This window comes from Thiocapsa rosea (assembly GCF_003634315.1).
Lineage (GTDB): Bacteria > Pseudomonadota > Gammaproteobacteria > Chromatiales > Chromatiaceae > Thiocapsa > Thiocapsa rosea.
In genome coordinates this window covers 5,096,304-5,119,195 of the sequence record NZ_RBXL01000001.1, presented here as the reverse complement: position 1 = coordinate 5,119,195, position 22,892 = coordinate 5,096,304, and the positions used below count along the sequence as shown (strand labels likewise).

The 22,892-nt window shown below is 63.5% G+C and carries 13 protein-coding genes and 3 pseudogenes; 10 read left to right on the top strand and 6 right to left on the bottom strand.

What is annotated here, in order from left to right; translation table 11 throughout:
• The first annotated feature begins 113 nt into the window (after positions 1-113).
• On the top strand, positions 114-644 hold the full coding sequence (locus BDD21_RS22750; protein ID WP_120799110.1) for a rhodanese-like domain-containing protein: 531 nt from the start codon (positions 114-116) through the stop codon (positions 642-644).
• Between the two features lie 303 nt (positions 645-947).
• On the opposite strand, the pseudogene BDD21_RS22745 reads toward BDD21_RS22750, so the two are convergent.
• The 4 genes and pseudogenes from BDD21_RS22745 to BDD21_RS22730 all read right to left on the bottom strand — a co-directional run.
• Positions 948-1,149: pseudogene (locus BDD21_RS22745) on the bottom strand (IS5/IS1182 family transposase); the annotation flags it as partial.
• A gap of 6 nt (positions 1,150-1,155) precedes the next feature.
• Positions 1,156-1,997 (bottom strand): annotated as a pseudogene (locus BDD21_RS22740) (IS1595 family transposase).
• 669 nt (positions 1,998-2,666) lie between these two features.
• Entirely contained in the window at positions 2,667-3,848 is a 1,182-nt protein-coding gene (locus BDD21_RS22735) for a hypothetical protein (RefSeq protein WP_147431199.1), read from the bottom strand.
• 95 nt (positions 3,849-3,943) lie between these two features.
• Positions 3,944-4,978, bottom strand: coding sequence for a nucleoid-associated protein (locus BDD21_RS22730; protein WP_120799108.1), 1,035 nt, complete (start codon positions 4,976-4,978; stop codon positions 3,944-3,946).
• Positions 4,979-5,376: 398 nt separating this feature from the next.
• Here BDD21_RS22730 and BDD21_RS22725 point away from each other — a divergent pair, with 398 nt between their 5' ends.
• A complete protein-coding gene (locus BDD21_RS22725; RefSeq protein WP_211335134.1) occupies positions 5,377-5,751 on the top strand; it encodes a site-specific integrase in 375 nt (124 codons plus the stop codon).
• Here the strand turns inward: BDD21_RS22725 and BDD21_RS22720 are convergent.
• Positions 5,727-7,403, bottom strand: coding sequence for a DUF6399 domain-containing protein (locus BDD21_RS22720; protein ID WP_120799107.1), 1,677 nt, complete (start codon positions 7,401-7,403; stop codon positions 5,727-5,729). The genes BDD21_RS22725 and BDD21_RS22720 overlap by 25 nt on opposite strands.
• An 884-nt stretch (positions 7,404-8,287) precedes the next feature.
• On the opposite strand from BDD21_RS22720, the gene BDD21_RS22715 reads away from it, so the two are divergent.
• From BDD21_RS22715 to BDD21_RS22695, 5 genes and pseudogenes are all read left to right on the top strand, one after another.
• Positions 8,288-9,124 carry an outer membrane protein gene (locus BDD21_RS22715; RefSeq protein WP_120799106.1) on the top strand — a complete coding sequence of 279 codons (837 nt, stop codon included), beginning with the start codon at positions 8,288-8,290 and terminating at the stop codon, positions 9,122-9,124.
• Between the two features lie 639 nt (positions 9,125-9,763).
• A complete protein-coding gene (locus BDD21_RS22710) occupies positions 9,764-11,671 on the top strand; it encodes a PAS domain S-box protein (RefSeq protein ID WP_120799105.1) in 1,908 nt (635 codons plus the stop codon).
• 1,781 nt (positions 11,672-13,452) lie between these two features.
• Positions 13,453-15,681, top strand: coding sequence for an ATP-binding protein (locus tag BDD21_RS22705; protein ID WP_120799104.1), 2,229 nt, complete (start codon positions 13,453-13,455; stop codon positions 15,679-15,681).
• 142 nt (positions 15,682-15,823) lie between these two features.
• Positions 15,824-17,587: pseudogene (locus tag BDD21_RS22700) on the top strand (two-component system response regulator); the annotation flags it as partial.
• Between the two features lie 344 nt (positions 17,588-17,931).
• Entirely contained in the window at positions 17,932-18,561 is a 630-nt protein-coding gene (locus BDD21_RS22695) for a tyrosine-type recombinase/integrase (RefSeq protein WP_120799103.1), read from the top strand.
• Positions 18,562-18,607: 46 nt separating this feature from the next.
• On the opposite strand, the gene BDD21_RS22690 is transcribed toward BDD21_RS22695, so the two are convergent.
• The gene (locus BDD21_RS22690) at positions 18,608-19,555 is read right to left on the bottom strand and encodes an Rpn family recombination-promoting nuclease/putative transposase (RefSeq protein ID WP_120799102.1); all 948 of its coding nucleotides are present in this window, start codon (positions 19,553-19,555) and stop codon (positions 18,608-18,610) included.
• 413 nt (positions 19,556-19,968) lie between these two features.
• Here BDD21_RS22690 and BDD21_RS29090 point away from each other — a divergent pair, with 413 nt between their 5' ends.
• From BDD21_RS29090 to BDD21_RS22680, 3 genes are all read left to right on the top strand, one after another.
• A complete protein-coding gene (locus BDD21_RS29090; protein ID WP_276569033.1) occupies positions 19,969-20,091 on the top strand; it encodes a hypothetical protein in 123 nt (40 codons plus the stop codon).
• A gap of 249 nt (positions 20,092-20,340) precedes the next feature.
• Positions 20,341-21,816, top strand: a complete 1,476-nt coding sequence (locus BDD21_RS22685) for a SulP family inorganic anion transporter (RefSeq protein WP_120799101.1) — start codon at positions 20,341-20,343, stop codon at positions 21,814-21,816.
• A 209-nt stretch (positions 21,817-22,025) separates the two neighbouring features.
• Positions 22,026-22,892, top strand: coding sequence for a universal stress protein (locus tag BDD21_RS22680; protein WP_120799100.1), 867 nt, complete (start codon positions 22,026-22,028; stop codon positions 22,890-22,892).

The following is a 22,892-nucleotide window of genomic DNA, read 5'->3' as shown; positions in this document are numbered from 1 at the left end:
TTCCAGGGCGTGCGGCTCGGGAAGTAGGCTACCTTCACTTCAGCCCCCTTGGGCAAGGCGCGCAGACGTCCATTTCATGCCGGTGGCGTCGCTCCGTGTTGTGGCTTTGGGGAATGATGGCCCTGAACCTCGCAGCCGCAGCGGACCTCATGCAGGAGTCCTTGTTTGATTCGGATGGCTACCGGATCGCTGCATTTCTGGCTCCGGTACCGGCAAGCTGCCCTGGCGCCGAAACCCTCTTCCGAGCGAATCAACTCCAGGCGCTCATGATTGAAGGCGCGATCGTCCTGATCGATGTCTTGCCGATGCCGGCGCGGCCGGAGGGGCTTCCGCCCGCGACACTGTGGCTGCCGCCATCGCATGAAAATATCCCCGGCTCCGTCTGGCTGCCCAACGTCGGCTATGGCCGACTGTCCGAGGAATTGGACGCCTATTTCAAAAGGCATCTCGGCCGACTCGTTGACGACAAACCGGATACACGCCTAGTCATTTACTGCAAGGCAGACTGTTGGATGTCCTGGAACGCGGCCCGGCGTGCCGCAGGGTATGGCTATCGGGCGGTCTATTGGTACCCTGGGGGTACGACCGATTGGGCCGCCGCCGGACTGCCCCTTGCGAAGGCCATCCCGGTACCCTTGGAATGACCAAGGATGCCTTGCGACGAGACCTCCCCGGCCGGGATAGCCTCTGATATGCCGAAAAAAACCCGCAGCCTGTCCAGCAGCATCGGGGCGTGGAAGGGCCGCACGGAAGGCGCCAAAAAGGGTGCGACCGAAACGGATAAGTTGTCTTAAGATACCGCTACAACTAGCCATAGCGGAATAGGAAGACACCCATGTGATGATGCCCTCGTCCGATGATGCCGAGCTGCTTGCGTTGCTCAACCGCCATCCCGGCCTGAAACGTCGTGTCCAGTCGCTCGCGGACATTGTCGCCGACAGCGATGGTGATCTGGCGCGCGCCGACAACAGGAATACACAGCGCTCTTTGGGGGTGCCGCACACCCGCAGCCGGGTCAGGCCGCGCTCGTGCGCCCGGGCGTTTACGCATTTGGCGGTAGCCGCGCGCTCTTTGTCGATCACCTTGACCGCGTCCGGGCCCATGCGTTCGCGCCCCGCGCCAGGCGCCGCTGTCGCCGTCCTTGGCGACACCTGTTTAGCAAGGAGCTTCCGCCACGCGCCGGATCCACGATTCGGGGCGGGGGCCGCAAGCGGTCGCCGCCACCAACAGGCGGGTCGGCAGCGCCTGCAGATCGAAGCGGCGGTTGAAGCGATACGCGATCGCGCCCAGGTAAAGCGCGGCGTATTTTCCGAAATCGACTCTGTGGTAAGCCCCGCTGAAGCCGGTCTTGAGATTGCCTAGAACGGTGTTGACCCAGCGAAACATCGTCAAGTCCTTGGGTTTGAGCGTCCCGACGACGGTCGGCTGGTGGGTGCAGCCGATGTCGGTGACGCCGGCGAAGCAGGCCAGGCCATCGGAGACGACGGTTCTGGTGGGGGCGAGGTTCGCGCCAGCCCACGCGGCGATGGCGGTCCGCATGAAGCCGGGCAGTCTCGGGTGAACTTCGCGCGCAGCGGATGACCGTGATCGTTGAGCGAGACCGCGCCGATGAAGGGCACCTTGTTCTCCGAGCCCCGTCCCGCGGTGCCGCCGACGAGCTCACCTCCGAGATAGGCGTCGTCGACCTGCACGGTTCCGCAAAGCACCGTGGCGGCTTCGCGCTCGACCATCGCCTGCATCAGCTTGTGGTGGATCAGCCAGGCGGTGGGGTAACTGACCCCGAGGTCGCGCTTCAGCGCCAAGGGCGAGAGCCCGGTCTTGGCTTCGCCGATGAGATAGATCGCCAGGAACCTGACGGTCAGTCCCAGTTTGGTGCCTTCGAACAGGGTCCCGGCGATCAGCGAGGTCTGATGATGGCAGGCGTTGCATTGGAAGGTCTTGCTCCAGTAGCGGTGCTCTTTGCCGTCTTTCTTGCGAAGTTTGGAGCGTAGGAACATGCCGAGAGTGTCCTCGGCTCCGCGCGCTCACTCAAGGACCAAGGTCGGCACTACAGCCGTTTTTGAATGAACCGCTTCAGCGTCATCAGATACTTAACCGACTAACCAGGGTCAAAATGGACCGAAAATCGCGAAATCCAGGGTCGAATAGTCGAAGTCGGGCTAACCGCCGAATGTCCGCTTCTGGCCTGTCGGGGCGGCTCAGACCTCCAGACGCGGGTGACCGCTCCTGGGGCCCAACCTTCGCCGATCCCGGCGACGCTACAGACAGCAAGACGCGCGTTGCGGACTCCCAGGGCTGCTCACGCCAGCGATCCCTTCACTTGGGAGTCTGCCAGATTGGCCATTGCATTTGATGCCGCAAGAATCCCGCATAGCCGACACACCGGAGCTGGTTGATCCCATTCGAAGTTTCGAGCGGATACCCGCAGTTAAGGAAAGCGTCGATGGAACGCGGCCTGCCTGGGAGCTGGATGAAATGGCGCTGCGGCGGCGACGTGTCGCGATGTTCAACTCCTACGCCCGGACTGCTTTGCAGTGGAAGTGCCAGGAACTCGCGGCAAAAGGGCCAGGGGTTGCTCAGCGAATCGATGCGGCGCTGAAGCGGCCTGCGCTTCGGCATCTGGACTGCCCAGACGACGCCCGCGTTCTCCAAATTCGTGGCACTCTTCAGGGGAGCACGCCCGACTTGAGCGCGCGAAGCGCATCCCAAATAGCGGACTCCCAGCGGAACAACCGCACCAAATAGAGGGCCAGTGTGATGGCCAGGGTGCCCAGCACGCTGGCGGTGGTAATGGCTAAATAGGCACGTACCCGCCGCCGGCGTCGATTCAACGCAGCGCGGATGCGGTCGATGCCCTCCTGCTGTTCCGGGAATTTCAGGCGCTCGCGCCAACGGGCGAACAAAGATGTGTATTCCTCGCTCGTCGCGGTCAGCGTGTGCTGCTGGCTATTGATCAGCATCAGCATGTAGACACTGACGGTAATGACGGCGAGGGTTACGACGCTGTTCAGAACCACTGCCTCGAAGCCACTACCCGTAGCCGGCAAGAGTTCCATTTTGGTGACGGCAAGGTAGAAGGCTGCCGGGATGCTCAGCAGCTTGGCGCCAAGGTCCGTGAAAGCGCCGTTCAGGCGCCCCAAGTAATCTCGCTGCTTCTCTTCCAGCTCTTCGCGGACCTCCTCGAAATCGAACTCGCAGACGAAGAGCTGGTAGCGCTCGCGGAAGGTCTGTGACAGCTCCTTTAGGTGCCTCAACAGACGGTGAAACCGATTGGCCTCTTTCTCTCCCACCAGAAGGTCGTGGAGCACGGCCTTGAGGATGCTGCGCTTCTGCTCGCGGTGCTCGCTCGACGTCAGCAGTTCCCGCAAGGTCTTCAATCCCTCGATGGGCTCTGCGAGAGCTTCCGTGCCATAGACGATAGGGAGGGCCAAGGAGACCTTGTGCAGGAAGATAAGTCGCAATCTTCCACCGGCATGATCCTCATGATCGGCCTGCTCGGTCAGCAAGGCCGCCAGCGCGACCACTTGCAGGTAGTTGCTTACGCGGAAATCGGGTGCGTCGGGTGGGACGATGACGTCCTCGTCGATCAGGTAGAAGGTTTTCGGCGCTGCGGTTAAGAACTGACCGCGGTCGATCAGCGCACCGAGGTTGCGGTAGACGACGTGGTCGCCGACTCCCCAGTCAACCAGCGGAAGTGTTAGATGAATCACTTCTGCGCTATCGCGCGACAGCGCTGCCCAGTCTCGCTGCGCGCGGCCAACCTGCACCGTGTCATCCAGAGCGCCGCCGCGGATCAAGAGATCGAGCGCGTCGTGGAGGTCTGGAGAGAGCGCGAGGTCGCCTTCCAACCCGCCGTCCCAAGAGTCGGTTCGGTCGCTCAAAGCTCGGCAGACCTCGTGCAAGGCATCGAGGTGTTGACGATATAGGGCCATGTGCCGGGGCCTCAGCCAGTAGTCTTCTCAAGATCGTCGATCAAGTTATCTGGCAGATCCATAATGGTCAGCGATTTCGTATTACGGTCGTAACGGACGGCGCTCCCCAAGAGGTCCGCGTCGAAGCTGATCGCTAGCTTCTTGGTGTTTCCGCTGAACCGGACGAGCGCGCGGAGTGCGGTCTTGTCGATTGCCGGCGAATTGGTGAGGCCGTAGTCCTCCTGAGCAATCGTAAGGAATAGGCCGCCATCCTCCTCGGTCTGTGGTGGGTATCGCGCATCGAGAAGGTTGGAGATGTCTTCCAAGAGCACAGGGGCGCCAGCGGCCAGGCGCTCCCGGCACAACTCCTCGACGTGCCGCCTCACGCCGAGAGTCTCCGACTCGCTTAGGTTACGTCGTACGCAGAAATCGCGGGTTACCGAGACCAGGCTCCTGGTGTCCGCCTTGGCCGCCGTGTAATCGCGACAGCCGATGAAGTTCGAGAAATAGTGCGTGACGTCTTTGGCTTGGCGGCCGATCTTGAAAGCGATGTACCGCTCGCTCGCTTCAGTCCGCCAATCCGTCAGATTGATCCGAGCCGCCATATGCAGGGTGTCGAGGTTCAGCTCGTCGACCTCCGTGAAACTTAGGTCGTCTGCCAGGGTGATGCCTTGACGCATGCGGAGCAGAACCACAGAAAGGAAGAGCTTCTCCTGGTGCGTGGAGTGATTGAGCAACAGATACCCGCCCTTCGCCTGCTGGGCCTGCGGGGAGTTGAGTTCGTCCGAGAGGAGCTCCGATGCGGCGTGAGAGAACCCCACGAAATCCGAGAAGTCGCGCCCGTCGAAAGCACCGTCCAGGAGCAGCTCGAATCGCGTTCCCGGAAGGCCGGGGCTCTCTGGCCGATGGAAGCCGCCGATGTTGACCGCCTTGAACAGTCCTGCCAATTCCGAGCTGACGCGCTCGGCATGCTCGTTGACCGGGTTCTCCTGCTGTCTCAGAGTCATGGTGGCAGCTCCAGACGGCTCTTTGCTGATTTCGTGAATGATGATGTGCTTGATCGGCATAGGATCCCTGTTTTTAGCCTAGCTGGTGGTGCTTCGTGATTTCTCGCCTCCGGAATCTCGACATCCGGCGGTGCGCCGGCTCATGACACGATTCGTGAGTCCGCGCAGGATACTCGGACAGATGCGATCTGACCGCAAATCGAGATTCTCAGTCAGGGCTGGCTCCGACGAAGAGTCAGTTCTTCCCAGTTCGGGGACAATGTGCATGACTCGTGAACCGGGCGAGCGTCAGCTATCAACTCGACTGCAGACTCCGACTGACAAAGCTCCACTGTCCGGACATGGGGCCATGCGACCTCCGAGCAGTCAACCAGGAGTGACAGCTTCTCGGGTCAAGCCGATGACCTGACTTCAGACCATGCTTCTGTTTCCCCCTTCCTACGACGAGGAAACAGACCATGGAGACCGCCAGTTATTCGTCGCGGACCGCCCATGAGCCCTGGAACAAAGGCAAGCTGATTGGCCAGAAGCCGCCGCTGAAGTTGCACGAGATCTGGACTGTTCGCACACAGCTGCGCATGACAGGGAAGACGCGGGAGTTGGCGCTGTTCAATTTGGCGATCGACAGCAAGCTGCGCGGCTGCGACGTGGTGGCCCTGCGGGTCCGCGATATCGCTCACGGCAACCACGTGATCGCGCGGGCCAGCGTTGTCCAGCACAAGACACGCGAGCCGGTGCGATTCGAACTGACCGACCAGACGCGCGAGGCCCACTCAGACCTTGTTCATTATTATTCCGACCATCGCCATCATGCCGCGACCGGCATCAGATAGGGCAGTTTCGCCGGACGCAGTCGGCGGCGTCGCGGTCGCGGCGGCAAGGGCACGCGTAGGAGGAGCTGCTCGAACAGCGCGGGGTGTGTTCGCCCGAAGAAGCGCTCGGCGGCGGTGGTGCCGTCGGCGCGACGGATGTGGAAGTTGTGCACGCCCGTGAGCGCGGCGAGCCTGCGGTCGCTCAAACGATGACGCCCGTGATGATGCAGCGACAGTTGGCCGTTGCGTCCTTCTACGCAGGAACTGCTGCGTTGGAACAGATCGGCGCAAGCGCCGGCGACCTGCTCGACCCGAGCGCTGTCCTCGGGCGCGAGACGCTGCAGCGGATGATCGGCGCGCCGCAGCGCGTCGAGCAACGCGGTACTTGCCGCCTGTACGCGGTGTCGGGTCTCGGCCGCGGTGCTGCGGGAGGCGACGCGCTCGAGGTCGATGGCGGGGATGAGCTGCTCGAGGACTGCCGCTTCCAGCTCCGGGGACAGCGCGAGGGCCTCGACCCTGGCGGTCACGGTGGCGAAGAAGAACGCGAGCGTGGCGAGCCACTGCACGGTCAGGCGCTCGGCCTTCATGATGCGTTCGCGGGCGCGCTCGGGCAGGTCGGCGGCCTCGGCCAATCCCTTCAGCCGCGTCCAGACCGCGGTGAAGCGCGCCGCCACGCGCTCCACCGGCTGCGTCTGTCCATCCGCCGGATCATACGGGTGATACAGCACACCGAGTTCACGGATCAATGCGCGCGCCTCGCTCTGGCGCTCCCGTGCGCGGTCGCGTTCGGCCTCGCACGCGACCAGCGCGCTCAGGGCGGCGTCAATGCGCGTCTCGAAGGCCGGTGGACGCCCGAGCGGGCGCGGCACGCGCGCCTCGAACGCCTGCTGCGCCGCGCACTCGGCCTCCCATCGTATCTGCGCGGCGGCGACGCCGGCTTCAGCCTGGCGCAGATCGCGCGCCAACGCCAAGGACGTGGCTTTGGAGACCTCGTGTTGGCCGTGAAAGAGGTCCGGGGAGTGGTGAGCACCGAAATCCGTCTCGGCATGCCGACGCAGCGCCTTGGCCTCGTCGGCGGTGCTCTGGATGACCTCCACGGCGAGCCCCGTGCAGGCGCCTTGCAGCGCGGCGGTCCAGGTCGCCGCGGTGCGATCCGCGGCGTACTGCTCCAGGACAATGAAGTTCGACACCGGCTCGATGGTGACCAAGCAGATCCCCGGATGAAAGGTTTCGTCCTCGCACACCGTCACCGCACGCGCCGGCATGCCCTCGGCAAGCGCCGTGCGCTGCTCCGCGGCCACCGTGACCACGGCCGTCTCCAAGGCGACATTGAGCGCGTGCTGCGCGCCGTCACTGACCCCGACGAAGGCCGACAGTCCGCTCAGCTCCAGGAACTCACTCACCAGTCGGGTGCCGCCCGCCGCCCGCAAGGTGATGCTGAACTGCGCCGCCACGACCATCCGATGCAACCAAGCGATCCCCTCCGGGGAGCGCGCGAAAGCCGTCAAGCCCGCCGGCGGATCCCCGCGCGGAACCTCCCCGCACCACCCCCGCAAGGTGCTGCGCGCAAGACCCGCAGCGGCCGCCACGCCGCGTTGCGTCTCCCCCGCCGACAGCCGTGCTTCGGCTGCCGCGATGTGCTCGGCTTGCTCCAAGCGTGTGCGCCGCGTCATGCGCCGATGCTCCGACCGGGGCTCGAACGTCCGGGTAGCGCAGCAGCCGCGCTTGGTCTAAAGTCAATCTCGGCAGGATCTTCGAACATCTTTCCGAACCCTCGGTGAGTTTGCACTTCCAAGGGTATGAAATTTCGAGGGTCCTGCCAAATTCCCGCACATCCATCACCGAGCCTTGGACTCGGACTTGGCCGCGCTTATGAACAAAGCCGCTTGATGCCATGCGTCTGCAATGATAAATCGCAATCCGCCATCGCCATCTCTGTGACACCACGCAATCACCCCGCGAGATATTGCATTCTTCGCGGCCTATATTGATACAGCCGCAGACGAGATTTCTGTGGTACTGCCCCCTAGATGCCCGGAGTTGGGGCGGGGGATAAGTCCCGTCGAGGGCCAGAAGTCCGACCACGAGCGAACAGGTGGTTCAGGTGCTTGCTCCCGCCGCTTGAATTGCTAGAGGCGACGCCGGGGGTCGCCAACACGAAGGTACGTCGCAGCACGTGGCGGGTCATCGTGCTGACGAATGGCATATTTCGAGTACCAGCCCTTGTTACCCGAAATATCGGGACCGTTCCTTCGGGGAGTTCTAGTCTGAAATACGGGGGTGATTACAGTGGCTTAATTTGTGGCTTTTATCGTTGTTGATCTGAAGTTTCCGGGTTCTGGCGCGGTCAGGCGTCAGTGGTACTCGAGGAGTCGCTTGCGTGTGCAAGCGTTGCGACCGCTCGACGCGCATGGCGGACTCCCAGAGGCGCTTACGCCAGCGATCACTTGACGCGGGAAGCGGATTATAATCGCCACCAGCCCCCTGACGCGGGGATTTTGGTATTCCCCCGAGGGCGCTTTCCCTATTCGAACAGTAACTCGCGAGGATAGATTCAATGTTTCACGGGATCATGTTTGCGACGGGCTTACTGGTATCAGGCATCGGTATGAGTGCTGCGGCGGCCGACCCAACCTGGGGCGGTTTCTACGTGGATGGCGCGATCGGCGCTCGCAGCACGACGACCGATGTAAAGAGCAGCGCGACATATAGCACATATTCCGAAAACCGCTTCAATAGAATCCCGTTTACGGAATTGAGAACCGACACGTACAACACGACAAACGACGGAGGCGGCACCAACTTTCTTGGCCAGATTTCCGGCGGATGGCGTTGGGACAACGGTCAGATCGTGGCCGGGATCGGACTCTTTTTCGACTTGTCGGGCGACGATGCCGGTCAGACGAAGGACAACGGTACCAGCTCTACCACCTACTCGCCCGCTGGCCCGGATGAACGCAGCACCTTTTTCTCCGACAGCGGGGAGCTGAAACAGACCAGCCGCTATGGAATCGGCTTGGACATTGCCCCGAGCTGGCGGACTCAACCTTATCTAAAGGTGGTCTACGCGTGGTCGGACATCGAGCTGAAGATGCGCACGTCCGAGTGTGGCACCTCACACGGGTACGGGCCCACGGCGCTGTCCTACGACGAGACCTATTCGGGCCTCGGCATCGGCGGCGGCGTACGCCATCTCTTCGACGATCACCTGTACTTCTTCGCCGAGGCAATGTGGCAAGACCTGGGGTCGAAGTCGTTTAATAGCGTCGCGCTGTGCGGGGACTTCGGGTCGCTCTACAAGGCCGAGTACGGCGAGTACGCTTCCGGCACCCAAACGGTCAAGCTCGAGCCGACCAACCTGACCGGCGTCGTCGGGATCGGGTGGAAGTTCTGACGAGTCAAGCCCGATCCGTCCGATCGGGTGGCGCCGCTTGCACCAGCCGCGCGGGGGAGATAGGAATTCCGGCGAACCCCGGGGCTTTCGGGGGACCGTTTATGTGACGCGTGAGTAGGACGAGCATCGGTTGTCCGCCCGACTGCCGACTCCTAAACGATGAAACTCCAGTGTCCGGAACTGGGGCCAACCGTCGCCGATCCGGGCGACGCGACAGACAGCAAGACGCGCCTTGTGAACTCCCGTGGCTACTTGCGTCACCGATCACTTCACGCGGATTCCGGACACTGACGGGTTCGAGAGCGAAGGGTGTGGTCCATCCCAAGCCACGCGCCGGGTTTGCTGCGGTCGGCAGGGGTGGATCGGGACGAGAAACCAAACATCCGGACCGACGTTATCGCCGGAACGAAGCGTCGGCGAGTAGGTTCGGACAGCGCGATACAATTCCGGACCTCCGTCGGATTCGGAGATGCTCACCGGACCGCCAAGCGGAGGCAGTTGAAGACTTGGTCCCAAACTGAAGCCGTCCGATCGTGAATGGCAAAGGCGGCGGTGGACAAGCCCACACCGGACACTTCCCGTGGTATGTTGGACCCGATAAACGATGCGCCGGTCGAATGCAAACATTGGGTGTGATGGATGACAGACACGGATGATCGCCCCGAACAAACCATCCCCCCGACAGACCTTCCAGAGGACTCGGAACCGGGTCCGGGACTGACCCTGCGGCAGCGGGCCGAGCAGATCGCGCGCGACACCCCGATCCGGGCGCCGGCAGCAATCGCGGCACTGTCACCGGGCGACCTCCAGCGGACCTTCCATGAACTGCGGATCCGGCAGATTGAGCTGGAGCTGCAGATCGAGGAGCTTCGACGCGCACGGGCGGAGACGAAGGCCACTCAGACTGGTGACCTTGACCTCGACGGGCGGCCGCCTGTCGGCTATTGCACGGTCTCCGCATCGGGGGAGATTCAGGAAGCCAATCTCGCCGCCGTCAACCCATTGGGCCTGACCCAAGGCGAACTGATCGGTCAGCCGCTCTCCCGCTTCATCGTCGGTGAGGATCGGGATGTCTTCGACCTGTTTCGCCGATCGCTCTTTGAAGCGCCGACGCAATCCGCGACGGACTCAGGGCCGGCCGGCAGACCAGTTGGCTGCACACTGCGGATGCGTAATCACGACGGGGCGGTCGCCTGGGCGCGGCTCGAAGCCATCGCCGCCATGGATGCCGACCGGGCGTCCATCTGCCGAGTCACGCTTAACGACCTCACACTGAGACAGCAGGTCGAGGCATTGCAGGGCCGTTTGCAACGCGCCGCGATCATCATCGAGGACACCCTGGACTGGCAGTCATGGTTTGGACTCGACGGGCGCTACCTCTGGGTCAACCCGGCGGTGGAGCAGCTCACCGGGTATTCGCCGGAGGAGATCCTGGCGATGCCCGACTGGGTCTCGGTGCTGATCGCGGAGGAAGACTGGCCCATCTTCGGCGAGACCTTCCGGGATGCCATTCGCGGAAGCCGTGGCACGGGTTTCGAGACTCGCTATGTGCGCAAGGACGGTGTGAAACGCTGGATCAGCGTCGACTGGAAGCCGGTGGTCGACACCCAAGGCAAGCTGCTCGGCACCCGGGCCAGCGGACGGGACATCACCGATCTCAAGCTGACGGAAGAGGCGCTGCGGCGCAGTCAGTCCATGCTCGCGCGCACGGAGGCCATCGCGCACGTCGGTAGCTGGGAATGGGATGCAGGGACGGACTCCGTGACCTGGTCGGACGAGTTGTACCGAATCCTGCAGCGCGATCCGGCCGAAGGGGCGCCCTCCTTTGCGGACCATTTGAAACTCTATTTGCCCGAAGACATGAAACGACTCCGTGATGCGGAGCAGACCGCTCTCGCTCACGGCACGCCCTACGAGCTGGAGCTGCGCGCCGTTCGCAAGGATGGCGCGACCCGGGTCTTGATGGCCGCCGGCCACGCGGACATCGACACGGAACAGCGTGTCGCGCGCCTGTTTGGATTCGTTCAGGATGTCACCGAACGCCGCGCGGCCGGCCGCGCCCTACGGGACAGCGAGGAGCGGTTCCGTGCGATGTTCATGAATGCGCCGCTCTGCATCCTGATCCTCGACGCGGACACCGGCGAAATGCTCGATGCCAACCCAACCGCCTGCGCACAATACGGATATGGCTCGGTTGAGGCGCTCAAGGCCGACTTCGATCGGATGTGGCTCGCAGAGCCCTACTCCCGGGAAGACGCGGTGCAGTGGGCTGCCAAGACGATCCGGGAAGGCCCGCAGCAATTCGAATGGTGCTATCGCCACGGCGGAGGTCAATTACGGTGGGAATGGGTCCATTCGAACACGATCGTGATGCAGGGCAAGACTAGGCTGTTCAATTTCCCATCGGAAGGCCGAGAAATGTTCATGCAGTTTTCATGGCCGGTCTCAGGGCGCGCCGACGGCGTGCGAGCATGGAGGGTCCGAGGTGCATGTGTACCCACTGCTCGACATCAATGGTGCGCACCGATGCCATCGCCTCGCGGATGACCGGGGCGGTGAGCTCGCAGAGGAAGGCCGGAATCAGCAGCACGAGCCTGCCGACTTCTTTGAGCGGGCCGCGGGCGGTGAAGGCTTTGTAATGGCCGAAGACCGATTCGATGATATCGGAGGACGCCAGCCAGGTCGCCCCGGCGGGAAGCTTGGTCGCTTCATGTTCGACGTGCTGGAGTACCCGCGTCTGGAAGTCGGCCACCGGGGCCGCCAGCGGTCCCTGCGCCGCCAACTGCTCCAGCACCAGCGCCGGTGTGGCGCGCGAGAGTCCCCGGGTTTTCAGGATCGTCTGGATGGTCTTGGACACGGCGATCGTCTGTGTCCACTCGGGCAAGCGCGCGCGATACGGCAAGACCCAGGCAAACGCCTGGAGAAAACGCGCATAGCCCCGATCGGCCAAGCGCCAGAAGGTGTCATCCAGGTCGTCCAGCGCCGTGGCGCCGGCCGCCTGCAGCGCCTCGCACAACGCCGCACGCGTGTCGTAGTGTGTTCCGATCAGGGCACGCAAGGGTTCGACACGCCGCTTGCCCCACGCCATGCGCAACTGCGCCCAGGCATTGGCGGTGAAGACGCACGGCAGCCCAATGGCGCTGAAGTCGCCCTGATCGTGATAACCGATCAGGCGCTGCGCCCAGTCGACATGGGCATCCATCGCCATATAACGCGCTTTGGTGCGCTGGCGCGGCGGGAGCAGAAACGCCAGGTCGGTTTGTTGAAAGTGGCTCAAGGTCGCACCGGCCTGCTTCAAAAACGCCTGCCAGTGCGCGTCATCGCGCCAGTGCGCCTTCAGGTGCGTGGCGATGGCATGGGAGATGTCATACGTCTCCACACAGCTCGGCGCCTGTTGGCGAAACAAGGCGATGCCCTTGCGCACGTCGCTACCGTGATCGGCGACGATCTGCACCGGTACACCCGTCCGCGCGCTCACCTGTTCCAGCACCGCCGCCACCCAAATACCGGTACTCTTGAGCGTCATCTCGACGGCCAGCACCGTCATGTCGCCATGCCGTGGCGAATAGCCGGTCTCGGCCAACCGGGCGACGGGAATGCCGAGCACGACCAAGCACTTCAGCGCGCCCAGGCCCACCGTCTCATCGATGACGAAAATCCAATCGTCGCGCCGCGGCAGGGGGCGCTGCAAGCGGGCCAAACCCAACCGACAGCACCAATTCAGCACGGTGGTGGAAGCGGGGACACCCAGCGGCAGATAGCCTGCCAACAGGCGCAGCACCCAACTGACCCCGCGACAACCGAAGCTGGCGTGCAGGTACAACTGCAGACTGAGCTGAATCACCTCCAGGGAATAATGGTGGTTGGCAAGACGCGTCGGGACCAGCGCCATGGGCGGCTCCTCGCCACGTTCCTTGTCGGTTTCATCCCCGGATGCGGCGCTCGCAGGTGCTTGGCCCTCAGCCACCAAGGCCCGCGCTTTCCAGTAGGCACGGCTGTCCTCCAAGTCGCGAATGCGCACCTGCGCCGCACGCAAGCGCTTCTGCCGCTCCAGCGCCTTGGCTCTCCAGCGGTCGCGCGCGTCGCGAAACAGACGGAGCAGCCGGGACATGGGAGTCTTCAGATCGTTCATGCGCGTCGAACCTCGGATCGGATGCCCGTCACGTTGGGGGCAGCGGTGTGCTCGCAGATCCAAGAATTGTGTAGAGTTCGGCGTGCTTCTTCAAGCCGACTATCCGCTCTGTTGGCTAAACACCAATTTTGCATGAGCGACCGAAGGCGGTTTTGGCACAAATTGAACTACCTAGGGCAAGACCCACATCTTGGCCATGACGGTCGACATCACGAACGAAAAGCAGATCACGTCGAAATTGCACGCCAGCGAGGCACGCGCCCGCGCCATCATCGACACGGCGCCGGCTCCCTTTATGATTCGGGATGAGGAGAACGTCCTCTATTTGAATCCGGCATTCACCGAGCTGTTTGGCTATACCCTGGAGGATATTCCCACCGTGGCCGATTATTGGTCACGCGCCTATCCAGACCCTGAAGCTCGCCGGCAACGCGAAAGCTTCGCGCGCCGCTTTTTGGAGAGCGCGCCTCGCGGTGGGGCGATCCGCGCGCCGGCGGAAGCGACAGTTCGCTGCAAGGATGGTCAGATCCGTACCGTTCAGACCGGCGCATCAAGGCTGGATCAGCCCTTCGATGGCTGTTACTTGCTCAGCTTCCACGATGTCACCGACATCAGGGCCGCGCAGGTGCAGGCCGAGCAGGCGGCGCGGGCGAAATCCGAATTCCTGGCCAACATGAGCCATGAGATCCGCACCCCGCTCAATGCCATGCTGGGCCTGGCGCAATTGCTGGAAGGCGAGGTGTTGTCCGCGGAGCAACGCCACCTGGTCCAACGGTTACGCACGGCCGGGCAATCCCTGCTCGCGCTCGTCAACGATATCCTCGATCTCTCCAAGCTCGCGGCCGGTCAACTACGCCTGGAGGTGCGGACCTTCTCGCCGGCGGCCGTGCTGGCGCAGGTCGCGAGCCTCCTGGGTCAGCAGGCCCGCAGCAAGGGGCTCGCCTTTCGGATCGATACGTCGGCGGATCTCCCCGCCTGGCTGCGCGGCGACGCGTTGCGACTGGAACAAATCCTCGTCAACCTGGTCGGCAACGCGGTGAAATTCACCGAGCACGGCGAGGTACGCATCCAGGTCAGCCAACAGGACATCGACACCACGGCGATGCGGCTGCGCTTGGAGGTCCGCGACACCGGGATCGGGATTAGCCCGGAGAAACTGGCCATCCTGGGCACCGCCTTTACACAGGCCGACGGGAGCATCACGCGGCGTTTCGGCGGCACCGGGCTGGGTCTGGCCATCAGCAAACAGTTGACGGGGCGGATGGGCGGCACACTCGGGATCGAAAGCACCCTCGGGGTCGGCAGTACCTTCCGGTGCGAGCTGCCCTTCGAGCGGGCCAGCGTCTACGACGCGCCGCCGGACCAGGCCGAGCCAGTCGAGCGGCCGGCCGGACCGCGCCTGAGCGGGGTGCACTGCCTGGTGGTGGATGACAGTCCGGTGAATCGGGAGGTGGTCGAACTCGCACTGAGGCGCGAGGGCGCCCGCGCGACGCTGGTCGCCGATGGCCGGCAGGCGCTGGATCGTCTTCGTGTTCAATCCCGGGAAATCGCCGCCGTACTGATGGACATCCAGATGCCGGTGATGGATGGACTCTCCGCGACCCGCGCGATCCGCCGGGAACTTGGCCTGACCGAGCTGCCAGTGATCGCCTTTTCCGCCGGCGTGCTGGTGGAGCAGCGACAACAGGCGCGTGAGGCCGGCGTCAACGATTTCCTGGCGAAACCGGTGGACCTCGAGGAACTGGTCGCGGTTCTGGCCCGCTGGACCGATCCTCAACCGGCGATTGCGCCGGTCGCCGAGCGTCCGGTCCGCACGCCGCCGCCAACTCCGTCGGGGTTTCCCGACATCCCCGGGATCGATCGCCACCGGGCGGCGCGTCTGCTCGACCAGGACGGGTCGTTCTTCCTGCGTCTGGCGCGTCGGTTTGTCGGCGATTTCGCCGACGCAACCGAGCAGACACGACAGGATCTGGCGCGCGGCGAGGTTATTGCCGCCACCCGGCGGCTGCATACCCTGCGCGGCCTCGCCGGGAATATCGGCGCACTCGAACTGGCGCAGACTGCACTGGCCCTGGAGACCGCGCTCGCGGACCCGCTTGCGGATCCGGCGCCCGCTCTGGCGATCTTCGAGGCGCGATTGAACGCGCTGCTCACCGCCCTCGCTCCTTGGCTGGAGGGCGTAGAACCCGTGCCGGTCGAACACCCGGATGTGCCCCTCGACGCTGCCGGGCTCACTGCACTCTGCGACGCCTTGTCCGCGCATGATTTGGCGGCCATGGATCTGTTCGAGGCTTTGCAACCGGCCCTGACGCGGCGCGACGGTGAGGCCGCGACCCGGGCGCTGGCCGAGATGATCCAGTCGCTGCGCTTCACCGATGCCTTGACGCGTCTGGCGGCCAAGCGCCCATCAGAGCGATCGGGCTGAACGGCGTCCCTCATGACGGACGTCCTGGCGAGTGGTCGACCCGGTTGTCGTCATCCGGGTGCTTCCGAGCTGACGCCGTGTAAACTCATCAGTCGACTCGCCGATCCTCAATGAGGTTGGAGTGATACCCGCGAACCCCGCCATCCGGATCCTGATCGTCGATGACGATCCCGTCAGCGTTCAGGTGATGGCGCGGGCGCTGAAGTCCGTGTGCCGGTGCGAGTTCGCCTTATCCGGACCGCAGGCGCTGGAGCGCCTGGCTAAGGAGAGGTTGCCGGCGCTGATTCTGCTCGATGTCTTGATGCCGGAGATGGACGGTTACACCCTGTGCCGGACGCTTCAGTCCGACCCGCGCCTGAAGGACATTCCAGTGATCTACGTGACCGCCAGCCAGGATCCGGACAGTGAGACCCGCGCCCTGGAGGCCGGCGCGGCGGATTTCATCGCCAAACCGATCAATCCACCGGTGCTGCATCTACGCGTTGGGCTGCAGCTGCAGTTGCGCGAGCGCGATCAGGCACGACGCGACAGCGAAGCGCGCTTTGAACGCCTCGCCCATTATGACGCGCTGACCGGTCTGCCCAACCGCCTGCTGCTGGCCGACCGTCTGCACCAGGCCATGGCGCAGACCAAGCGACGGGGAAAACGCCTGGCGGTAGCCTATCTCGACCTTGATGGCTTCAAGGCGATCAATGACCGCCACGGACACGCCGTCGGCGACCGGGTATTGGTCACCGCAGCCGAGCGCATGAAGCAAGCCCTGCGCGAAGGCGACACCGTAGCGCGTCTTGCCGGCGACGAGTTTGTTGCCGCACTGATCGATCTGGAATCCAGCGACGCCGGTGCGCTGTTGCTCGACCGTCTGCTCGCCGCCCTATCCGCACCGATGCCCCTCGGCGATCTCGTCGTGCAGATCTCGGCCAGTCTCGGCGTCACCTTCTATCCGCAGCCGGTCGAGGTGGACGCGGATCAACTGCTGCGTCAAGCCGACCACGCCATGTATCAGGCCAAGCTGACCGGTAAGAATTGCTATCGCGTCTTCAATGTCGATCAGGATCATCGCAACCGGGGTGTGCAGGAAAATCCGGAGCGCATCCGCAGCGCCCTGGTCGCACGCGAATTCGTGCTCTATTATCAACCCAAGGTCAGCCTGCGCAGCGGGGATGTCATCGGCGCCGAGGCATTGATCCGCTGGCAACATCCGAAACGCGGACTGCTGCTGCCGCAGGAGTTCCTGCCGGTGATCGAGGATGACCCGCTGGCGGCCGAGCTCGGCGAATGGGTCATCGAAACGGCGCTGACCCAGATGGAGGTCTGGGAGGCGAACGGAGTCGATCTCCCGATCAGCGTCAATGTTGGCGCTTGCCAGTTACGGCAGTCGGATTTCGTCGCGCGTCTGCGCGCCCTTATGGCCGCGCATCCTGGGGTCAAGCCGGCGAGCCTCGCGCTGGAAATCCGGGAGATCAGTGCGATGCGAGACCTGGCGCATGTCGCCCGGGTCGTCGCGGACTGCCGCGAGCTCGGGGTGAGCTGCGCCCTGGACAACTTTGGTATCGGCTATTCTTCGTTGACCTATCTGAAACAACTGGCGGTCACCGCGTTGAAGATCGACCGGAGTTTTGTGGGCGATATGCTCGATAACCCGGATGACCTGGCGATCATCGAAGGCATTTTGGGCCTGGCCACCGCTTTCCGCCTCCAGACCATCGCCGAAGGGGCGGAGACTCCGGAGCAGGGAGAGCGGCTACTGCAACTCGGCTGCGAGCTGGCTCAGGGTTACGGCATCGCCCACCCGATGTCGGCCGACGCGGTCATCGGGTGGCTGGCCGACTGGCCGCCATCACCTCATTGGATCCATCTTTTCTTGGACCGCAGACGCGCCTTGTTGTCCGACCTGGCCAAATAGGGCCGACCTGCAAGTCCCCGTGTTGCACCCTGGCCAAGTCACCCGCGAGCAGGCGTCGGGCTTAGACTCCCAAGGACAACCCATGTCGGTCCGGGCCGACCGGATCAGCATGATCTTGGCGAGTCGAGAGCCGGCTCGAAACAACATTGCGGTCAGCGCCCATCAAGAAACCAATGACAGCTCAAGGACGAGTCGATGCCGTAGCCTCATCCGAGCCCGGTGACTGCTCCTGGGGCCGTGCTGCCCATGAGCAGTCAAATGGCGGTGTCTGCTTTCAGGCCATGCCACTGACCGGATCTCCGCCCATGCTTCTGTTTCCCCTTCCTTCGACGAGGAAACAGACCATGAAGACCACCAGTGTTGCGTCCCAAACCGCCCATGAGCCGTGGAACAAAGGTAAGCTGATTGGCCAGAAGCCGCCGCTGAAGTTGCAAGAGATCTGGACCGTTCGCACACAGCTGCGCATGGCCGGGAACACGCGGGAGTTGGCGTTGTTCAATCTGGCGATCGACAGCAAGCTGCGCGGCTGCGACCTGGTCGCCCTGCGGGTCCGCGATATCGCTCATGGCAACCACGTGGTCGCGCGGGCCAGCGTTGTCCAGCAAAAGACACGCGAGCCGGTTCGATTCGAACTGACCGACCAGACGCGCGAGGCCGTACAGGCCTGGATCAAAGAGGCCGCGCTCTCCACTGGGGATTATCTCTTCCCCAGTCGGCAGAGCGGCTCACCGCACTTGTCCGCCCGTCAGTACGCGCGCATCGTCAAGCGATGGATCGGACTCATGGGCGCTGATCCGCAGGAGTACGGGACGCACTCGCTGCGTCGGACCAAGGCGACGTTGATCTACCGTCAAACCAAGAACTTGCGTGCCGTCCAGCTGCTGCTGGGGCATCGCAAGATTGAAAGCACCGTACGCTACTTGGGAGTGGAGGTTGACGACGCTCTCGACATTGCCGAGCACATCGAGTGCTGAGGTAAACGTGGGCGCTCAGTCACGGCTGAGCGCCGCTCAGGAATTCTCAGATCGGCTCCTTGAGAACCTCTTCCAGGGTCGTGCCATCCAGGACGCGATCGGCCCAGACCTCAAGATCGTCCTCGCCCGCCTGCTCGAGGCGTGCCTCGGCCCAGGCCGGCAGGGGCCCGAAGCGCCGCACCAGCTGACGGCGCAGCAGCTTGGTTTCGCCCTCGGAGATACCCTGCTGCTTCCACTCCTCGGTCCAGGTCTTCACACGTTCGGCCAACATGGCGCGCATCTCCTGAAGATTGTTGACGTTCGGTAGCTCGGCGCCCGGCACGCGCGCCGGCAACAGCACGCGCTTGAGCCAGACGACGAAGGCACGGCGCAGACTGTCCTGCTCGGGTGCGGCGAGCCAATCAATCAGACTCGCCAGGACCCGCTCGATATCCTCGGGCCGGCGACTGTTCTCGAGCCGGAACAAGGCCGCGGCGACATTGCGCTGTCCCGCCAGCTCGGTATCGGCAAGCCGCTGCTCGTCGAGCAGCAGATAGCGGATCTGCGGCTGCCATCGGCGCAGCTGCTCGGGTAAGTCCGGCTCGATCAAGTCGTCGAGACTGGTCTTGGCCCACCAGGATTTCTCACCATTGTAGAGGACGATCGGCAGCACCGGAGGCAGCGGGCTTCCCGAGGGGATCTCGCCGGCGGCGGCGAGGTCCTGATACAGCAGTCCGATATAGGTCAACAGCCGCACCGCCATGAGGCGATCGACGCTCGATTGAAACTCCAGCAGCAAATAGACATAGACCCAGCGCTCGCCCCAGCGCAGCCGCCAGATCATGTCGTCCTCGCGCTCGCGAAGGTCGTGGCTGACGGTGATCTCGCTCACGCGCTGTAGGGTGGTGAAGTCCAATTGCGCGACCCAGTCCTCGTGCACGAAGCCTCGGATTAAGTCCGCGACCAGATCGCGATGCGAGAACAGGAGCTTATAGGAAGGATCGTGGTCGGCCATCCGGGAGAGCGGGATAATTCCGTTGTTTCCGAACAATACCCCAAACCGATCCGCATGACAGCGTGCGCGCAAGCCAGACGCCTCAAGAGCGTCGGCAAGCCGCCGCTCAGGACTGACCGCTGCCGGACAGGTAAATCCTGACAGCGGAAAGTCGATCGCGCCTCAACGAGCGACAAGTCACGACCCAGAACGGGTGGTCACCGGGGCAGATTGGGGACTGTTCCAGAGCCGATAGCCGACATTCATGACGGAGCGTCGGCAACGACATCGCGACCTGTCGCACCTGTGGCGGGCGGAACGCATCGAGGGACCGACGTCATTATCCGCAAACGGAAGGCAGCGACAGAGCCCATAGCGGACAGGGGTGCAACCAACCGCGGTGGCCTGATGCCGGCGGAACCGGGAGACGCAACTTGGACGATACCGGACGTCAAACGCCCTATCGCTGGGTGGGCATTCGTCCCGACGACTACCCGGAGATCGACAAGAAAACCCTCGTCGGCGCAAGGCTGACAGTTGAACAGCTTTCCGTGTAGAATTCGCGGGCAATTTCCAGACACCCATGCTCGCCCGCCGGAGTCCCCTGCCGATGTAGGTATCACGCGCAAACCGAGTCCCCGGACTCTCGCCGTTGTTCAACGCGATGCCGCGCGCCTGATGCTTGCGTCTTCTCCACGACCTTTACGGTCGACCGACCGCATTACCCTACCGGGTAGCCAAGCGGCCTTCGCGATTCGTTACTCCGCCGACCTTTCGGCCTGCATCAGCTGCGGAAACGCTTAGGCATGAATTCACTTCGCAAGGACTGGCTGTCCAATGTCCGTAACGATCTGCTCGCGGGCTTGGTCGTCGCGCTGGCGTTGATCCCCGAGGCCATCGCCTTTTCGATCATCGCCGGGGTCGATCCCAAGGTCGGTCTTTACGCCTCGTTTGCGATCGCCACCATCACCGCCTTTGTCGGCGGGCGCCCCGGCATGATTTCGGGTGCCACAGCGGCGATGGCGCTGCTGATGGTGGTGCTGGTCAAAGAGCATGGTCTGCAATATCTGCTGGCAGCGACCATCCTGACCGGCATCCTGCAGATCATCGCCGGCGCGTTGCGCCTCGGGAACCTGATGCGCTTCGTGTCGCGCTCGGTCATCACCGGCTTCGTCAACGCCCTGGCCATTCTGATCTTCATGGCGCAGCTGCCCGAGTTGATCGGGGTGACCTGGGAGGTCTATGCCATGGTTGTCGCCGGACTGGCCATCATCTATCTCTTCCCCTATCTCACCAAGCTCATCCCCTCGCCGCTGGTCACCATCGTGGTGCTGACCTCGGTGTCGGTGGCGCTCGATCTGGACATCCGCACCGTCGGCGACATGGGCGCACTACCCGACACACTGCCGGTGTTCCTGTTCCCGGATATCCCGCTGAACTGGGAGACGCTCGCGATCATCTTCCCGGTGTCGGCCACGCTCGCCGTGGTGGGTCTGCTGGAGTCATTGATGACGGCCTCGATCGTGGATGATCTGACCGATTCGAACAGCAACAAGAACCGCGAGTGCGTCGGTCAGGGTGTGGCCAACATCGGCGCGGGTTGCCTCGGCGGCATGGCGGGCTGCGCCATGATCGGTCAAGCGGTCATCAACATTAAGTCCGGCGGGCGCGGCCGGCTCTCGACGCTCGCCGCGGGTGTCTTCCTGATCCTGATGGTGGTCTTTGCCGGCGATCTCGTGGCGATGATTCCGATGGCCGCGCTGGTGGCCGTGATGATCATGGTCTCGATCGGCACCTTCAACTGGGCCTCGATCCGCAACCTGCGCGAGCATCCGCTCGCCGCCAACGTCGTCATGATCTCGACGGTGGTCGTGGTGGTCTTCACGCATGATCTGGCGATGGGCGTCCTGGTGGGCGTGCTCTTGTCCGGATTCTTCTTCGCCAACAAGGTCGGACAGGTGCTGCACATCGGCTCGGTGTCCGTGCATGAAGGGCGCACGCGCGTCTACGTGGTCACGGGCCAGGTGTTCTTCGCCTCGGCTGATCGTTTCGTGGCCTCGTTCGACTACAAAGAGGTCATCGAGAAGGTCCGCATCGATGTCAGCCGCGCCCATTTCTGGGACATCACCGCGGTCAGCGCGCTCGACAAGGTGGTCATCAAGTTCCGTCGCGAAGGCACCGACGTGGAGATCGTTGGCCTCAACCAGGCCAGTGCGACCCTGGTGGACCGCTTCGCGGTGCACGACAAACCCGATGCCGTCGAACAACTGATGGGGCACTAAACCGCGTCCGGCGCGGCACGCGTCGCGTCGTGGCGCGCTCGGCCTCGGCTCGCGCGCGTGGCGTTGGCGAGACGCGGTTTGGATCGATCAACAGATTCGGAAACTCGCGCCGCGTCTTGGACGAAGGCGGCGAGTTCTCGGGGAAGCCGAGGTCCGCGCGAGTGACACCGTCTTTCGTCGCAGACGCGGTCTGAAAAGGGGAACTCAACATGCAAGAAGACGAAGACAAGATCCTGGCCTGCGTCGACCGCTCGCACTTCGCCGATTACGTCACCGATGCCGCTGCCTGGGCTGCGCGCCGCATGAGTGCGCCGCTGGAGTTGATGCACATCATCACCCGTCACACCGAAACCGCTTCGGGCGGCGACCGTAGCGGCGCCATCGGCTTCAACGCGCAGCAACACCTGCTGACCAAGCTCTCCGAGCAGGACGAGGCGCGCAGCAAGGCCACCCGCGAGGAGGGCCGGCTGTTTCTGAATCGGCTGCGCGAGCGCGCGATCGCCGTCGGGGTGCCGGCGCCGGATGTGCGCCAGCGCTACGGCGATCTGGAGGAGGTGCTGGTCGAGCAGCAGCCGGGAGTGCGTCTGTTCGTGCTCGGTCGACGAGGGGAATCGGCCGAGACGACGCAACGCGATCTCGGCCGCAACGTCGAGCGCATGGTGCGCGCGCTGAAGAAGCCGATCATCGCCGTCACCCAGGGGTTCCAGGAGCCCAGTCGCGTGATGATCGCCTATGACGGCGGCAGCATGACCCGGCACGGCGTGGCGATGGTCGCGTCCAGCCCCCTCTTTCGGGGTTTGCCGATCCATCTGCTGATGTCCGGTGAGCCTCGCAAGGACGGCCCGCGGCAGCTGGAGTGGGCGAAGACGACGCTGGAAGAGGGCGGGCTCGAGGTCGAGGCCGCCCTGATCCCGGGCGACGCCGAGAGCATCATCGCCCGCAATATCCAGGAGCAGGCGATCGACATGCTGATCATGGGCGCCTACAGCCACTCGCCGTTGCGCAGCTTGGTCTTCGGCAGCAAGACCTCCGATCTGCTGCGCTCGGCACGCATCCCGACGCTCCTATTGCGTTGA

Coding starts and splice junctions, on each gene's coding strand:
- BDD21_RS22750 (WP_120799110.1), top strand. CDS start 114: ATGATGGCCCTGAACCTCGCAGCCGCAGCGGACCTCATGCAGGAGTCC.
- BDD21_RS22730 (WP_120799108.1), bottom strand. CDS start 4,978: ATGCCGATCAAGCACATCATCATTCACGAAATCAGCAAAGAGCCGTCT.
- BDD21_RS22725 (WP_211335134.1), top strand. CDS start 5,377: ATGGAGACCGCCAGTTATTCGTCGCGGACCGCCCATGAGCCCTGGAAC.
- BDD21_RS22720 (WP_120799107.1), bottom strand. CDS start 7,403: ATGACGCGGCGCACACGCTTGGAGCAAGCCGAGCACATCGCGGCAGCC.
- BDD21_RS22715 (WP_120799106.1), top strand. CDS start 8,288: ATGTTTCACGGGATCATGTTTGCGACGGGCTTACTGGTATCAGGCATC.
- BDD21_RS22710 (WP_120799105.1), top strand. CDS start 9,764: ATGACAGACACGGATGATCGCCCCGAACAAACCATCCCCCCGACAGAC.
- BDD21_RS22705 (WP_120799104.1), top strand. CDS start 13,453: ATGACGGTCGACATCACGAACGAAAAGCAGATCACGTCGAAATTGCAC.
- BDD21_RS22695 (WP_120799103.1), top strand. CDS start 17,932: ATGAAGACCACCAGTGTTGCGTCCCAAACCGCCCATGAGCCGTGGAAC.
- BDD21_RS22690 (WP_120799102.1), bottom strand. CDS start 19,555: ATGGCCGACCACGATCCTTCCTATAAGCTCCTGTTCTCGCATCGCGAT.
- BDD21_RS22685 (WP_120799101.1), top strand. CDS start 20,341: ATGAATTCACTTCGCAAGGACTGGCTGTCCAATGTCCGTAACGATCTG.
- BDD21_RS22680 (WP_120799100.1), top strand. CDS start 22,026: ATGCAAGAAGACGAAGACAAGATCCTGGCCTGCGTCGACCGCTCGCAC.